Annotated in this window: 15 protein-coding genes; 3 read left to right on the forward strand and 12 right to left on the reverse strand. The window is 56.3% G+C overall.

Annotated features, from left to right (window positions below; genetic code table 11):
- Positions 1–40: 40 nt before the first annotated feature.
- The gene (locus tag OKC31_RS09460) at positions 41–481 is read right to left on the reverse strand and encodes a DUF2214 family protein (protein ID WP_100652388.1); all 441 of its coding nucleotides are present in this window, start codon (positions 479–481) and stop codon (positions 41–43) included.
- Between the two features lie 83 nt (positions 482–564).
- Between OKC31_RS09460 and OKC31_RS09465 the strand changes: the two genes are divergently transcribed.
- On the forward strand, positions 565–2,205 hold the full coding sequence (locus OKC31_RS09465; protein ID WP_270656798.1) for a sensor domain-containing diguanylate cyclase: 1,641 nt from the start codon (positions 565–567) through the stop codon (positions 2,203–2,205).
- Positions 2,206–2,303: 98 nt separating this feature from the next.
- Here OKC31_RS09465 and OKC31_RS09470 read toward each other — a convergent pair whose 3' ends face one another.
- From OKC31_RS09470 to OKC31_RS09495, 6 genes are read right to left on the reverse strand one after another with little or no spacing between them, the layout of a single operon-like run.
- Complete coding sequence (locus OKC31_RS09470) at positions 2,304–2,957, reverse strand: HAD family hydrolase (protein WP_270656800.1); 654 nt, start codon at positions 2,955–2,957, stop codon at positions 2,304–2,306.
- A gap of 39 nt (positions 2,958–2,996) precedes the next feature.
- Positions 2,997–4,004, reverse strand: a complete 1,008-nt coding sequence (locus OKC31_RS09475) for an ABC transporter ATP-binding protein (protein ID WP_270656801.1) — start codon at positions 4,002–4,004, stop codon at positions 2,997–2,999.
- A 6-nt stretch (positions 4,005–4,010) separates the two neighbouring features.
- The gene (locus OKC31_RS09480) at positions 4,011–4,787 is read right to left on the reverse strand and encodes an ABC transporter permease (protein WP_017765538.1); all 777 of its coding nucleotides are present in this window, start codon (positions 4,785–4,787) and stop codon (positions 4,011–4,013) included.
- On the reverse strand, positions 4,780–5,679 hold the full coding sequence (locus OKC31_RS09485) for an ABC transporter permease (RefSeq protein ID WP_247823619.1): 900 nt from the start codon (positions 5,677–5,679) through the stop codon (positions 4,780–4,782). Before OKC31_RS09485 ends, OKC31_RS09480 begins: the two co-directional genes overlap by 8 nt.
- Complete coding sequence (locus OKC31_RS09490; RefSeq protein WP_247823620.1) at positions 5,679–6,512, reverse strand: alkaline phosphatase family protein; 834 nt, start codon at positions 6,510–6,512, stop codon at positions 5,679–5,681. The genes OKC31_RS09485 and OKC31_RS09490 overlap by 1 nt, the downstream gene beginning before the upstream one ends.
- A gap of 9 nt (positions 6,513–6,521) precedes the next feature.
- A complete protein-coding gene (locus OKC31_RS09495) occupies positions 6,522–7,568 on the reverse strand; it encodes an ABC transporter substrate-binding protein (RefSeq protein WP_247824153.1) in 1,047 nt (348 codons plus the stop codon).
- Positions 7,569–7,780: 212 nt separating this feature from the next.
- Between OKC31_RS09495 and OKC31_RS09500 the strand changes: the two genes are divergently transcribed.
- Entirely contained in the window at positions 7,781–8,593 is an 813-nt protein-coding gene (locus tag OKC31_RS09500; RefSeq protein WP_247823621.1) for a UTRA domain-containing protein, read from the forward strand.
- Between the two features lie 40 nt (positions 8,594–8,633).
- Here OKC31_RS09500 and OKC31_RS09505 read toward each other — a convergent pair whose 3' ends face one another.
- Positions 8,634–9,398: a helix-turn-helix domain-containing protein gene (locus OKC31_RS09505; RefSeq protein ID WP_005336490.1), complete on the reverse strand. Its 765-nt coding sequence runs from the start codon at positions 9,396–9,398 to the stop codon at positions 8,634–8,636.
- Positions 9,399–10,674: 1,276 nt separating this feature from the next.
- On the opposite strand from OKC31_RS09505, the gene OKC31_RS09510 reads away from it, so the two are divergent.
- Complete coding sequence (locus OKC31_RS09510) at positions 10,675–11,301, forward strand: porin family protein (protein ID WP_247823622.1); 627 nt, start codon at positions 10,675–10,677, stop codon at positions 11,299–11,301.
- Positions 11,302–11,386: 85 nt separating this feature from the next.
- Here OKC31_RS09510 and OKC31_RS09515 read toward each other — a convergent pair whose 3' ends face one another.
- The 4 genes from OKC31_RS09515 to OKC31_RS09530 all read right to left on the reverse strand — a co-directional run bounded on the left by OKC31_RS09515 (position 11,387) and on the right by OKC31_RS09530 (position 15,178).
- Positions 11,387–12,385: a sensor domain-containing diguanylate cyclase gene (locus OKC31_RS09515; RefSeq protein ID WP_247823623.1), complete on the reverse strand. Its 999-nt coding sequence runs from the start codon at positions 12,383–12,385 to the stop codon at positions 11,387–11,389.
- A 268-nt stretch (positions 12,386–12,653) separates the two neighbouring features.
- Positions 12,654–13,133, reverse strand: coding sequence for a GNAT family N-acetyltransferase (locus OKC31_RS09520; RefSeq protein WP_247823624.1), 480 nt, complete (start codon positions 13,131–13,133; stop codon positions 12,654–12,656).
- Positions 13,134–13,583: 450 nt separating this feature from the next.
- Positions 13,584–14,297: a retron Ec48 family effector membrane protein gene (locus tag OKC31_RS09525; protein WP_247823625.1), complete on the reverse strand. Its 714-nt coding sequence runs from the start codon at positions 14,295–14,297 to the stop codon at positions 13,584–13,586.
- A gap of 2 nt (positions 14,298–14,299) precedes the next feature.
- The gene (locus OKC31_RS09530; protein ID WP_270656803.1) at positions 14,300–15,178 is read right to left on the reverse strand and encodes a reverse transcriptase family protein; all 879 of its coding nucleotides are present in this window, start codon (positions 15,176–15,178) and stop codon (positions 14,300–14,302) included.
- Between the last annotated feature and the right edge of the window lie 66 nt (positions 15,179–15,244).

The raw sequence follows: 15,244 nt of genomic DNA on the forward strand, positions 1-15,244 counted from the left end.
TCAACGCGCTGCATCGCACTGCTTTTGAGCGCCGCGAGTGTTACAGCAGCGAAGGCTTGGTGAACACGGCCAACAGGGCAATCAGTAGCAGATTGCCCCGCAGGATCCACACCACCCGGAAGTGCTGCTGGATGGAGATCATCGGCGCCTTGCCCAGACGCAGGGCGCGACGCCAGCGATAGAAGAGGCGGCTGGGATAAACGAGGGAGCCGACAATCAGCAGAAACAGCCCCATCTTGAGGCTGTGGGCAGGATGGGCAAAGATCTCTGCCACCGAGCTGGCATGCTCGAGGGCCAGCAGACTCCCGGTCGCAAAGATGGAGAAGAGCGCCAGCGCCGCCACCCCATCTGCCAGCAGCAGGCGGCGCACTCGCAGCATGTTCAGGCCGCGCCGAAAGATCAGATACTCGACACAGAGGGCAAGGATCAGCACCGCTATGCTGCCATAATGAATCATTGAGAGCAGAGTGTGGTTCAGCATCGGAAACATCTCATTTTCTGCCTTTAGACGAGCCGCACCGCATCATATATGCTGGTGTCACCCGAGACGAAAAGGATCTGTTCATGTCCCCCGCCAAGCCCAAGAACACTTGGTCTTTGATCACCCGCATGCGGCTGGGCTTCCTCTTGCTCTTTATCCCTGTGTTGCTGCTCGGCAGCATCTACTACCTGCATATGGAGCGCACCCTGCGCCACGAGCAGCAACAATATCTGATTGCTCGCAACACCCAGTATTTCCATACCCTGATAGAACCCTATCTGGCGACCCTCAAACGCCAGTTTACGCTTATTTATCAGCAGGTAAATTATCAGGATTTCAGCGGCCCAGCGATCAGTAACGGCGAGCGCTACCTGCAACAGTGGCAGGCCTATCACGAGGTGATGGAGCTCGACTACGTCTATGTAGGAACCGAGCATCGCCAGATGCTGATCCACCCCACCTGGCAGGCGGACGAGAAGTTCGATCCCAGAACTCGCCCCTGGTATCTGCTGGCAGCCAGCCACCCGAACCGGATCGTCTGGACCGATCCCTATTACGACTACACTCTGGGTACCCTCACCATGGCGCTGGCTCGGGTAATTCAAGACCCTGACGGCAAGCGAGTGGGGGTGCTCTCCCTCGATACCCAGCTCACCCCCCTCGCCAACTGGCTCAACAACCGGCATGAACAGAGCCATCATCTGGGCAAGGGCTATCAGATCCTGATCAACCATGACGGGCTGGTGCTGGCTCACCCGGATCGCGAACAGGTATTCAAACCGCTCACCCACCCTGAATGGCTGACACACATGCAACAGCCGCAAGGTTTCTTCCTCGACGATGCCAGCGGCATGATGGTCTCCTACTACCGTGTCCCCGAGCAGCGCTGGTTCCTGCTCAGTGTCGAGCCCACCGCCAGCATGCAGCAGGTGATCGACAGCGTCTCCATCAACGTGCAGCTGATGATTGCCGTTGCCTGCTTTTTCTATCTGCTGCTAGCCCTGCTTTGGGCCCGCTACTTCCGCCGCATGCTGGGGGAGATTACCCTGTTGATCCGCACCAGCCGCTCTGGCGGGATTGCCTATCATGGCAGCCGCATGCTGGAGCTGGCCAAGGTCTATGAAGAGATGGATGCCGCCAGTCAGGACTTTGCCCAGATCCGCCAGCAAGCCAATCAGGACAAACTCACCGGTCTCTACAACCGCCGCTTCTTCGACGAGTGCCTGCAGAGACAGCTCAGCAGCGGTGCCCCCTTCCTAGTAGTGATGTTCGATCTCGATAACTTCAAACAGGTCAACGACACCTTTGGCCACCAAACAGGGGATATAGTGCTCAAACGGGTGAGCAAGCTGGGCATGAAAATGTTTGACCAGTGGGGCTGGCTCTGTCGTTACGGTGGCGAGGAGCTGGTGCTGATCTTGCGCCTGGAGATGCAAATGAGTGAGGCCACCTCGCTGCTGGAGAGCTTCAGACTTGCGGTCACTCAACTGGAGTGGCGAGAGCCGGAACTGACCATTACCCTCAGCGGCGGGGTGGCCTTGAGCCACTCCGGGCTCTCGACCAAGGAGCTGATAGAACTGGCCGACAGCGGGGTTTATCAGGCCAAGCGGGAGGGAAAAAATCGCATCTGCTTCCCCCAGCGTCGCACCTGCGACGTGACGGAAGAGGATCCTTCCCCTAACCTTGATTCTACCCGACGCCCCCCCCGGCCGGAGGGGGGGTGAGCACAACCGGGGGAAGGAGACAAGGGAGAGGCAACTGCCTCTCTCTGTTGTTTATGTCGCTATTCTTGCCGTGCTTTAAGCCTGTTTGAGCACGCGACTCAGCGCTGCCACTCCCACACCGGCCAGCCCAGCTCCTCGGCTTGCTGGCGCAGCGCGGGGGCCGGATTGACCGCATGGGGATGGCTCACCGCCCGCAGCATGGGCAGATCGTTGTGGGAGTCGCTGTAGCCAAAGCTACCCTGCCAGAGGTGGTCCCTGCCGGCAAAGAGCTGGTTGATGCGGGCCACCTTGCCTTCGCGAAAGCTGAGGGTGCCGCGGGTCTGGCCGGTCAGCATCCCCTCCTCCTCATCGAGCAAAATGGCGACGCAGTGATCCATCCCCAGCATCTTCGCCATGGGGGCCACCAGATGCTCGCCGGAGGCGGAGATAAGCACCAGATCGTCGCCCCGCTCCCGATGCAATTCGATACGCGCCAACCCCTCGGGGTAGAGGCGCTCGCGCAGCACCTGCTCGGCAAAGCGGGTAGAGAGCGAGTCGAGCCACTGGCGCGTCTTGCCCGCCAGCGGTTGCAGGGTGAAGGCCATGTACTGGTGCATATCCATCTTGCCCTGATGGTAGAGGGACATCATGGCCTGCTCCTCGGCGATCATGCTGGCAGGGGCCAGCTCCTCGGCCACCATGTACTCCAGCCAGAGGCTGGCGGAATCCCCCGCAATCAGGGTCTCGTCCAGATCAAACAGTGCCAGTGCCATGGGCGCTCCTCGCAGTGAAAATGGAAATGAAATGCGGCCTCATGCTACCTCACAGAGTTGATCCCGGGCCACCATCAGGGTCACGGCACTGCCGGTGGCCAGCAGATCGCCAGCCGAGCGGTTGAGGCAGTCCACCGTCAACAGCCCCGCCTCGCACTCCACCTGATAACGGATCACGTTGCCAAGCAGCTGTTGCTGACGAATGATGCCGGGCAGGCTGGGTTCGCAGCTGGTCGCCCCGGCGGGCAGCAGGGTAATGGACTCCGGCCGCAGTGCCAGCTTGCCCTGAAAACGGGGGCCGAACAGCGACTTGCCCTGCTCGGCGCCAAGCAGGTTGTAGTTGCCGATAAAGCTCGCCACAAACTCGCTGGCGGGACGGGTATAGATCTCCTCCGGTGTACCGCTCTGGACGATGGATCCCTTGTTCATCAGGAAGATCCGATCCGACATGGTAAGCGCCTCCTCCTGATCGTGAGTCACGAAGATGGTGGTGAGCTCGAGGCGCTGCTGGATCTCGCGGATCTGCTGGCGCAGGCTGCGGCGGATACGGGCATCCAGCGCCGAGAGCGGCTCGTCCAGCAGCAGGATCCGCGGCTGCACCACCAGCGCCCGGGCCAGCGCTACCCGCTGACGCTGGCCACCGGAGAGCTCGGCCGGATAGCGGCGCTCGAAACCGGTCAGCTCCACCAGCTCAAGCGCCTCCTGCACGCTGGCCGCCAGCTCCCGCCCCGGCTGGGGTTTCATCTTGAGGCCGAAGGCGACGTTGTCCCACACCGTCATATTGGGGAACAGCGCATAGCTCTGGAATACCATGCCGATACCCCGCTTCTGGGGCGCCTGCCAGGTGATCTCTTCACCGGCCACCCGCACCTGACCGCCATCCACCGGGGTGAGCCCGGCCAGCGCCCGCAGCAGGGTGGATTTGCCGCAGCCGGAGGGGCCAAGCAGGGTCACCAGCTCCCCCTTGCGGATGCCGAATTCAATCCCCTCGAACACTCTGGTGTCGCCGTAGGATTTGTGCAATTGATTCACTTCTAGATGGAACATGTTGATTCACCGATGAAATCTGTTCGCCGCCCAGGTGAGCAGCAGGGTCAGCAGGAAGTAGCTCATCACCAGCGCGCTGGTGAAGTGGCCCGAGGTTGAACGCATGTTGTAGAGATAGACCTGCAGGGTCTCGTAACGGGTGCCAACCAGCATGTTGGCAAACACGAACTCGCCGAGCAGGAAGGAGAGGGAGAGAAACAGCGCCGCCAGCAATCCCTTGCGCAGGCAGGGGATCACCACCAACAGAAAGGCGCGCCGACTACTGGCCCCCAGCAGGTGGGCGGCATCCATCAAATCCCTGAGCGGTACCCCTTGCAGGCTGTTGGCCAGCGCCCGATACATAAAGGGGAGCACCACGGTGAACCAGGTGCCGATCAGGATCCACGGCGTGCCGATAATCGGCAGGACACCATCGGCGTAGATCTGCAGCAGCCCCACTGACGAGACCACCGGCGGCACCGCAAAGGGGAGCAGGATCAGCAGGTTCATCCAGGGATCCAGCTTGGGGAAGTAGTAGGCCACCACCAGCACGGTCGGCACCAGCACCAGCGTCCCCAGCAGCAGAGTGGCGAAGCAGACCAGGAGGCTGCGGCCAAATGCAGCCAAAAAGCGCGGATCGCCCCACAGCTTGAGATACCAGTCGAGGGTGAAGCCGTCCGGCAGCAGGGTCGCCCCCCAGCGGGTGGAGATGGAGTAGAGAAAGGTAGCCAGCAGCGGCAGCAGCAGGGTGGCGACCAGCCCACCCAGCACCCACTTGGGCCAGCGCGGCGTCAAATCATGCATGGGATTGCCCCTTGTTCACATAGCTCTTTTTCAGCAGCCACTGGTTGGCGGCCGTCACCACCCCCAGCAGCACCATCAGGATCACCGCCAGCGCCGCCGCCATATTCGGTTCGAGGAAGATATCGCCGGAGACCAGACTGGCCACCCGGATGGTCACCAGATTGAAGTTGCCGGTGGTGAGGGCATAGGCAGAGGCATAGGCCCCCATCGCGTTGGCAAACAGGATGATCAGAGTGCCGAGCAGCGCAGGCGTCAGCACCGGCAGTGCAACGTGCCACACATACTGCCCCTTGCTCGCTCCCAGCAGCGCGGCAGCCTGCGGCCACTCATCCTGCAGCGCATCAAACGCCGGGTAGAGCAGCAGCAGGGCGAGCGGGATCTGGAAGTAGGTGTAGATGAGAATAAGGCCGCTGCCCGAGTAGAGGTTGAAGCCGTCGATCAATCCCCATGATTTCAGCAGCAGAGTCACTGCACCGTTGATGCCGAGAATGATGATGAAGGCGAATGCCAGCGGCACCCCGCTGAAGTTGCCGGTCATGGTGACGAAGGCCAGCAGCACCCGCTTGACCCGCTCGCCGCTGTGGCGCAGCGCCGCCGCCCCGAGGGTGCCGATGGCAAGCCCCGCCAGACTGGCGATACCGGCGATGCGCAATGAGTTGCCGAACGATTGCAGGTAGAAGGGGGAGCTCAAAATCTCCCGGTAGTAGTCGAGGCCCCAGCCATCCGGGGTCTGGAAACTGCCCACCAGCACCCACACCATGGGGGCGAGCTGGAACAGGATCATCAAGAGGATAAAGGGCAGCAGCACCAGCGCGGGCAACCAGTGGCGGCGCACCTTCTGCTTGGTTGCCACGGGTTGATCCACGAGGATCTCGGTGGTTGCAGGCATCATCAGTGCACCTCGCGCATAAAGGCCGCCTTGAGCAGCGGTGGCGCTGCCGGCTTGTCGTGGGGGATGCCCAGCAGATCGGCCATCAGGGCGCAGAGCTGGGTCTGGGCGATCACTACCCCATCCGGCCAGCGCTCGATAAAGGCATCGCCAAACAGCCAGAGCGGCACGGTGCGCTCTTCAGGCAGGGTGCCGCCGTGGCTCAGGTCGTTGTTCATGCCGTGATCCGAGGTGATCACCACCTGATACCCCTCCGCCAGCCACTGGGGCAGCAGATCGGCCAGCAGGCTGTCCATCCGGCGCGCCTGATTGCGGTACTGGCGGGAATCGAGGCCAAACTTGTGGCCAGCGTCATCCACCCCCATCGGGTGGATCAGCAGAAAATCGGGGTCATATTGGGTTCTGAGCCATTCCCCATCCATCAGCAGATGGCTGTCGGGATAGTTGTCATCCCAATAGAAGCAGCCGTGCTGGATCGGCAACTGCTCGTCGTGAGTAAAGCGATCTCGGGCCGCCAGCCAGAGGCTCTGGTTGTAGAGCTCGCTCACCCAATGGTAGGCCGCCGCTGCGGTGCATTTACCCGCGGCGCGGGCCAGATGGAAGATGGAGTCATGCAGACTGAGGCGACTCACCCCGTTGTGGGTGATGCCGCTCACCACCGGCGGCACGCCGGTCAGGATGCACTCGTAGAGGGGTCGGGAGAGAGACGGCAGGGCAGCATTCAGGGTCGTATGCAGGCCCCGCCCCGCCTCCACCATGCCACCGAGGTAGCCCATGGTGTGGGCTACCTCGGCTGCCAGACCATCCACAAGTACCACTATCACCTTGTGTTGCACTGGATTCCCTTACTGCATGTTGATCATGACGGTTTCTTGCCACTGACGCGGCAGGGCTTTGGAGCTCTGCTCCCAGGCGGCGTGATCCTGCACCGGCTTGGCCTTGGCATACTGCTCGGCCGGCAGCAGCTTGGCCTTCACGTCATCCGGCAACGCAACGTTGCTGCGGATCGGGCGGGCATAGCCGCGGGCCAGGTTGATCTGACCGGCATCGGAGAGGATGTATTCCCGCGCCAGCTTGGCGGCGTTGGGGTTCTTGGCCCACTTGTTGATGATGGTGGTGTAACCGGCGATGACGGAGCCGTCACTCGGGATCACGACCTCAAACTTCTTGGGGTCGATCTGGTCGCGGTAGTTGAGGGCGTTGAAGTCCCACAGCACCCCCACTTCCACCTCGCCCTTCTCGATGTTGGCGATGGTCGGGTCATTCAGCGACAGACGGCCCTGCTGGGCCAGCTGACCGAACAACTCCAGGGCGGGCTTGAGATTCTTCTCGCTGCCACCAGTGGCATAGGCTGCCGCCAGCACGCCGTTGTTGGCTTGGGAAGCGACACCCACGTCACCCAGGGTCACCTTGTAGTTGCCGCCCAGCAGGGATTGCCAGCTGGTGGGGGCGGCCTTGACCAGATCCTTGTTGATCAGGAAGGCGATGGTGCCGGTATAGGCCAGCATCCAGTGACCGTCGGCATCCTTGGCCCAGTTGGGAATATCAGCCCAGGTGGAGGGCTTGTAGGGCTGGGTGACCCCCTGCTTGACCGCAACCGGGCCGAAGGCGCCGCCCACGTCGCCGATATCGGCGGTGGCGTTGGCCTTCTCGGCGGCGAACTTGGCGATCTCCTGCGCCGAGCTCATGTCGGTATCCTGATGCTTGATGCCGTAGATGCTGCCCAGCTGCTGCCAGGTATCCTTCCAGTTGGCCCAGCTGTCGGGCATGCCGATACTGCTGAGCTGGCCTTCGCCACGGGCGGCCTTTTCGAGATCCGCGATATTTTCGGCGGCAAACAGTGGCTGACTGATGGCCACCATGGCCAGTGCACTTGCGATCACGCTTTTCATCATCCCATCCCTCTGGACTAGGTCAGTTAAGGTTCGAGAGGGATGCTAGAGGGGAAATATGACGGTCGCGGGGCGCTTTGATGGCATTTTGATGACAATTTCCCTGTCATGTCGCTGTCATCCACTGCGGTTACAACTCTGAACCCAAGTGAAGCTGGACTACTCCAGCAAGGACTGAACCAACAAGGGCCAGGCCAGCCCGCACAGCCAGAATGAGCGACAGGAACATGAGCGTGATTGAACCGAGATTGAGCGAACGGGTAGCGGCAGAGGGCCGCGCCTCCAAGTGTGAACAGATTTGCCAGACCCTGCGCCGCTATATCGGCAGCGGTCAGCTGGCGGCGGGGCAGCAGTTGCCTGCCGAGCGGGCGCTGAGCGAGCGCTTTGCCACCACCCGCATCACCATCAAGGAGGCGCTCTCCAGCCTCGAGGCAGACGGCCTTATCTACCGGGCCGAGCGGCGCGGCTGGTTCGTGGCACCGCCCCGCCTCACCTACGATCCCGCCATCCACACCCATTTTCACCAGTGGATCGGCGAGCAGCAGCGCACCGCCGAAACCCGGGTGCTGGCCCACGGCAGCGAACTTGCCAGCAGCGAACTGTGCCGCTGGATGGGGCTGGAACCCTTCACTCCACTTTATGAGATCCGCCGCCAGCGGCTGATCGACGGCCGCCCGGTGCTTCATGTCAGCCACCACCTGCTGGCGAGCCGCTTTCCCGATATCGCCAGCGCGCCGCTGGCCAGCTCCCTCACCGAGCTCTATCAGCAGCGCTATGGCATAGGCCAGGGTGGGGCGAGTCTCGAGATCACCCCCTCGGCGGCGCGCGGCGCCATCGCCCGCGCCCTCAATCTGGCGGAGGGGAGCGCGGTGCTACGGCTGGTGCGGGTCAACTACGACGAGCGAGGCGATCTGGTGGATTGCGATATCGAGCACTGGCGGCCGGATGCGATCCGCATTTGTCTGGATACGCGAGCATTGCAGCCGCTCGCAGGCAAGCTGCAACAAACCCGGGTCGCCGATTAGACTCCAGCCAACAGAGCGGATCCCACAGGATCCGCCGGGATCAGTTGTCGATATTGGGGATCATGTCGTCGAAGCTCTGGTAGCCGCAGTCGGCCAGTTGCAGCGACATGGTGTAGGTCTTGGCGTGCTCCTGCTGGCCGATGGCGGGGCGGTTGAGCTTGATCTCCTGATGCCAGTACTCCTTCATCCGGTCGATCAGCGCCATCGCCTCTCCCTCGTTGAGGTGCAGCTGGCAGAGCGCCATATAGTTGTTCGACTTGTGCATGTTCTCCACCAGATACTCCCCCAGCACCGACATCGCCTGCCGTGCCTGCTGACGGGCGAAACGGCTGTGCTGCTCGAAGCTGATCCGCTCGCTGATGAGGAAGTGGTAACTGTTGTCGATACCGAGCTGCAAAATGCCGAGCTTCTCCAGCTTGCGCAGATAGAGGTAGCAGGAGGCATCGGTCAGGCCGTACTCCCGCTTGAGATCGATCAGCGTCTTGTCGCGCCAGAAGATATTGGCGAGAAAGGCGTAGAGCCCCGGCTCGTTGTGAAACGCCTCGTCCTGCTCCTGAGTGAAGACGGCGCGGCGGCTCTGGGCGTCCTGAGTGCGATCCAGCAACTCCTCGAACGAGAGCCCCACCAGATGGCAGATCTCCAGCAGGGTATCGAACGGCAGCGAGGGCTTGTTCATCATCCGTTTCACGGTCGCGATGGAGACACCCATGGCTTCTGCCAGGGTCTGATAGCGGATCCCCTTGTCGGTCAGGGTCTTCTTCAGGGTGTCGAGAATATTGTTGGCCAGGGTCTGGCTGTAGGTCATGCCACTCTTCCTTGTTATCGCACTTTCATTGCATGGTTATGCCGAGTCAGCTTCTGACCTGTTTTTACCTTCAAGGCTCAGATATTGACACCGAAAAAACAGCCTAGAGAAAAAATCGCCTACAACGCCCATCAGGACAGACCAGTTGAACGATGAGGGCGCAAAATCTGACACCAGACAGTGCATATCTTTCAACCCGCAAACATTTTGCTAGTGCTGCATAGAACATCGCGCATAATCGAAACGTATCGAATTCAAGACCCTTCCTGGTTGAGAAATCGATTGTTTGCTTCCAAATTTTTATCTTTTAAACCGTAAGGTTTTTTCTCTTTCCTGGCATTGGGCGGCGCTGATAGCACCGCCCTTTTCTTTTCCCTGAATTCGCAGGTCAGGTCAAGGGCCCCGGCAAGGGGAAGTGTCACCGGCCACCCGCCGCCCACTGATGCGCCAACCATCACGACCGTTCTGGCAAGGTATCCTAAACGATCATCAATACCGTGTTATTGCTATGCAATATATTTAAATGGCTTGCTTGGAAAGCTTCGCCAAATATAGAAACGAATATAATAAAGTTATTTAAAACTCCAAAAACCTATCTTTTAAATAGCTTGTATATATAAGCAAACAAAATTAATCAGACCGCGCATCCCATATCTGCTTATCACACCTCATGACCACCCCAACAACTGCGGCCGGGTGAAGAGAAAAGCCACCCAAAAGCGCCCATTCGCGTATCTGATGGGCAACATGGCCCACGCAAGAACAGCCTCAAAAGACCACCAAAAGTCACAATGGGAACAATCCCAAACCTAAAAAAGAGCAAAAAACAGGCAAAAAGATAGATTTTTTTCTCACGGTTTCACCTTGTGATGGGTTCAAAAAATCATCAAAAAGAACCTGATGCCAATCAGTGACATCTGAGATGCCAATTTTTAGACAACTCATCATGGTCACGCTCGAATGAAAATTTAATGCCGATACAAATCAATCACATAGAATCAAAACCGAACTCGCAGCCTGTCATTTTCCTCACCAGTTAATTATTTAAACCTCAATAAAGCTAAAACTCTAATAACACCATTTATTAAACAAAATGCCCCTGCTTGCAGCCAGTCATATTTAGAAGAATGGGGAAATTACTCTCTTGTTATTCAAAAATGTGCTGACTATACTGCGGCCCCTCTGTGAAAGCAGAGCAATGACGGAAATATAAAAAGCTTCATGGATTGAGCAATATAAATCACACGCAGTTCACGCAACACAAGGTTATTTATCCATGAACAAGTTTAATAAAATTGCCGCTTTCTCCCTGCTTGCTCTGGCCATGAATGGCGGCGCCCATGCCGAAGGCTGGTATGCAGGTCTGGATCTGACCACCTCCAAGATGGATCTCGATGGTGCTGCCAAAGACGCCTATGACGCCAAAGTGATCGACGACCAGCTCGATGGCGGCAGCCTGATCGTGGGTTACAGCTTCCAACCCTGGTTGGCCGTTGAAGGTGGCCTGCACGCCCAACAGATGGATCAGCTGACCTGGGTGACCTCCCCGATTGCAACCGGCTTTGCCGACACCACCATCGAAACCCGCAGCATCAGCCTGGCAGCCAAGCTGAGCCAGCCGCTGGCCTGGGGCTTCAGCGCCTATGCCAAACCTGGTATCGCCTACACCCGCACCGAATTGGAAGTTGTCGGGAACGCCACCTTCCTCGGTTTCAGCGATCAGGTCAGCAAGAGCGCAACCAAGAGCAAGGTACACCCCAATCTGGAAGTAGGTCTGGACTACGCCTTCAACGACCACTTCTCTGCCGGTATCGGTTACGAGCGCCAGTTCGACGCCCTGAGCCTGGGTGACGAGCACTACTCTCTGGATACCTTCAAGCTGGGTCTGCGCTACCACTTCTAAGTCGCGCCGCGTCAGTAACAATACAAAAGGGCCGCAGGTTTCAAACCTGCGGCCCTTTTTACTGCTCTTCTTTCCGTACCCTGCGTTAGCAGATCTGGTCTTTACCCAGCTGCTTGGCCTGATAGAGCGCCCGATCGGCGCGCACCATCAGGCTCTCTTTCTGCTCATCCTGCTGATACTCCGCCAGCCCGAAGCTCATGGTAGCGGGCGCATGGGGGCAGATGGGCTCGCTCGCCATCAATGCCTGAAACTTGCTCGCCACCACCAGCGCATCCTCGCGGCCGGTGTTGGGCAACAACACCATAAACTCGTCACCGCCCCAACGGGCCAGCAGATCGATCTCGCGGATATGGCGGCGCACCAGCGCCACTATGTTGATCAGGGTCTGATCCCCGGCGTTGTGGCCATAGCTGTCGTTGATCTGCTTGAAGTTGTCCACATCCATGGCGATCACCGTAAACGGCTGATGGAAGCGGCGCGCCCGCTCACACTCCAGCTGCAACGCCCGCTCCAGCCGATAGCGGCTGGCGGCGCCGGTCAGGGCATCGGTCTCTGCCAGCAGACGGTTCTCCTCGGCTTTCAGTTGCAGCGCCTCGTTGAGTCGCACCAGCTCGGCGGTGCGCTCGACAACCTGCTGCTCCAGCGACTGATTGCGCCGCTCCAGCTGCTCCAGCAACAACTTGCTGGCGTGGATATCGCGATGGGCGCCGATCATCCGCGCCACAGACCCGTCGGGATTGCGCTCAATGATGCGGCCGCAATCCTCAATCCAGAGGTAACTGCCATCCCGGCAGCGGCAACGGTACTCGGCACGATACTCATGGGCGCTGCCGCTCAGGCAGAGATCGAACTTCGCCATCACCGCCGCCAGATCGTCGGGGTGGATCACGTTCTCCCAGGTGAAGACGGTATTGCCGAGGGAGTGAGGCTCGTAACCCAGCATCCGATACCAGCCGGGGTTGCGATAGACAAAACCGGTATTGGCATGCCAATCCCAGATGCCATCGCTGGTCACCTCCAGAATGCCATGCACCACGGCCTCGCTGACATCCGAGATCCTGATCGTGTCACTGTCCTGCACCATAGCAGTTATCCTTGTTCTTCCGCCCCGCGCCACCACGGGGAATCGCGCTGTTGTCGTGAGGCGCTCACCTTGGCATATTGCAACAGATCTGTCAGCCAGAACCCCACCGCACCACCGTTTCCCCGGTTATCGGCCACTCACGGCGCAGGCTGAATCAGGGTGGCCATAAGTGTGGCTCAAGCGCGCCCCATTTACCGGATTTAACTCACGATTCAGTCATTTGGGGGATGGGAATAAATGAGGGGATACCCAGAGGCCCCCACAGAGGTCACTCGGCCAGAGTCAGCCGATAAAAATCCGTCTCCTGATGTTTCGGATTGGGGCGCAGAAATACCCAGCCAAAGCGCCGGTAATGATTCAAGGCCCGCACATTGGTACGACTCACGGAGAGGATCGCCCATTTACAACCCGCTCCCAGCAACTGCTGGCGGATATAGGCCTGCAACTGCGCGGCCAGCCCGCAGCCGCGATATTCGGGGAACAGATAAATCAGCTGCACATAACCGGTCTCGGGCTCATCGGAAAAGCTGCGAAACTCCAGCTGACCCACCCGCTGTTCACCCGCCCAGATATGAAGGTAGTGCCATTGCGCTTGCCCCAGCCTTTCGCGGATCCGCTCCCGATAGCCATCGATAAAGTCGGCAAAACCATCATGGGTATGAAAGCTGCAAAAATAGGCATCCCTGCGCGCCTGCACACAGAGCTCGTAATCGCGATCCAGATCGATGGGGTTAAATTCAAGTCTCAAGCAATGACATCCTGTCATGTGTGGGTTGGATGTAGGGTGTAATAAGCGCAGCGCATTACACCTTTTGGCAGATAAATAACAGCGGTGCAATTCACTTCGTTCTTTGCACCCTACCGAATTTCACGAAGCGGGCAAAATGGGCATTGTGCCAACCTGCCCCCTCACCCTAGCCCTCTCCCGGAGGGAGATGGGATAAAGCAGCACCGGAAATATGATCGCCAGCTGTGTAGGTTCGATTAGCGAAGCGTAATCGGACAGCGGTAACGGCATTGTTCCCTTCTCCCGTTTATTAAAAAAGAGGAGAAGGGTCGGGGATGAGGGGCAGGAAAAAAGAGATTCCGCGGTAAACGTTGGGCTTCGCTGCGCTCAGCCACAACCTACACAATCGGTAGGTTGGTGCTGAGCCTGAGCAGCCAAAAATATGAAGTACAACATATAGAAACATTCATATTAATGATATTTTCTTGTGTGTATTTGTGTCGACTCAGGCATTCTGAAAAATTCTTCATTCACTTTCTGAATGAAATCGAGGACTATACCTTCAACTTCATAATAATTATTTCTAGGCATTCGACTAACGTTAACGCCTAATTTTTTAAAAATCTTTATCATTTCACCTTGGTGTTGCTGATAGTCAAATGCGATGCCATTATTAGATGCCTTTGATATTTTATTCGATCTTAATATCTGTTCATTTATTTGGTTTATAACTGCCATATATTCCTGAGATACACCGATATCACCAATTGTCGATTTAGGGCATGCTAAATTGTACCACTTGAACAAATTTATACTTTTCCAAGATATTGTTTCAAATCTAGATGCCTCTAACTCGATATAACTTCTAAAAGAATTCAAATGGGATAAATGAATGTTTGTTTTTATTGCATCAAGATTGGAGACGTATGTTTTAAGTGCAAGATAAACACCCGCAATAGCAAATATGTAAGATAAGAACTGAACCACCCCGTTTACGATTGGAGGAACATCTTTAAAAATTTTAGTGAAGTTCTCCATGCACTTTGGTTCAAAGCAAACTTCTCTATCAAACACATTATCAACATATAACTCAAAAGATATACTACCCAAAAGTGAGGCTACAGTAACTGCGATGCAAATCCACATTAAAATCTGAAACCACTTCAACTCTTTTATATTATTCATCACTAATCATCACACATTGGTTTTATGTCATTTAAGCGAGACCTGAATCTACGCGACGAATGCTCAAAAGTTCTATTCAGGATGTTCAAATCATAATGAGCCTGATGATAAAGCCGACGATACCAATACTCCTCTTTATGGTTAGCATACCAACCTTCAAGTTTATGTATAAATGAATCTAATCTAGTTATATCCATCTTGGATGGTAAAGGAAGAATATTCAACACTCTAGTTTGCAGTGATATATATTGCTTATGTCCAAGTCTCTTAAGTTTATTGACTCTACCTAGACATCTATTAAAACTGCGCCGATAATCTCTACTAACTCTATAATCGGCAATTTTAGCAAGAGACTCCAGATTTTTAACTGAAGCCCTAATTCTAGAAACCTCATCCGATGGTAATCTTGGTTCTTTAAAAGAGATTCTTAGACCATGAATTAAAATATCTGTTGTCGAAGATCTAATGATATTTGTTTTGGTCTCATTTAAAGGGAGATTTTTCCCATATAACATCTGGCGAACAAGTTCGAGTGAAAATGAAAAGTCATATTCGGGGTTGCGACTTGATATTGCTATATCATCAACAAGTCTTGTATAACTTAAACCTTTACTTTTTAGCCTTTGAACTATTGCAGGCTCAACATCAAATAGGACCGCACTAGCAATATAACTAGATGTCAGTGCCCCCTGAATTAACATGTTATTATGACAGCATATATCAACTAGAGCGTTTGCAACGGCTCTTGGATATTTCAATAATTTATTGAATACATTAAAAACCAATTCAGGCGTAATATTATCGAAAAAATCTTTAATATCTATTTTTAACACGGATTGACTACCGCAATGCTTACTTGCACAAGCTACGCGCGAATTCAACTTCGAAGTGCAATTCCCGATTAAAAATCAGGCTGCTTTCAGAAGTTCGTCAAAAACCACCTGTGG

It is taken from the genome of Aeromonas sp. Y293-4 (assembly GCF_027705905.1).
GTDB classification, from domain to species: Bacteria; Pseudomonadota; Gammaproteobacteria; order Enterobacterales; family Aeromonadaceae; genus Aeromonas; species Aeromonas veronii.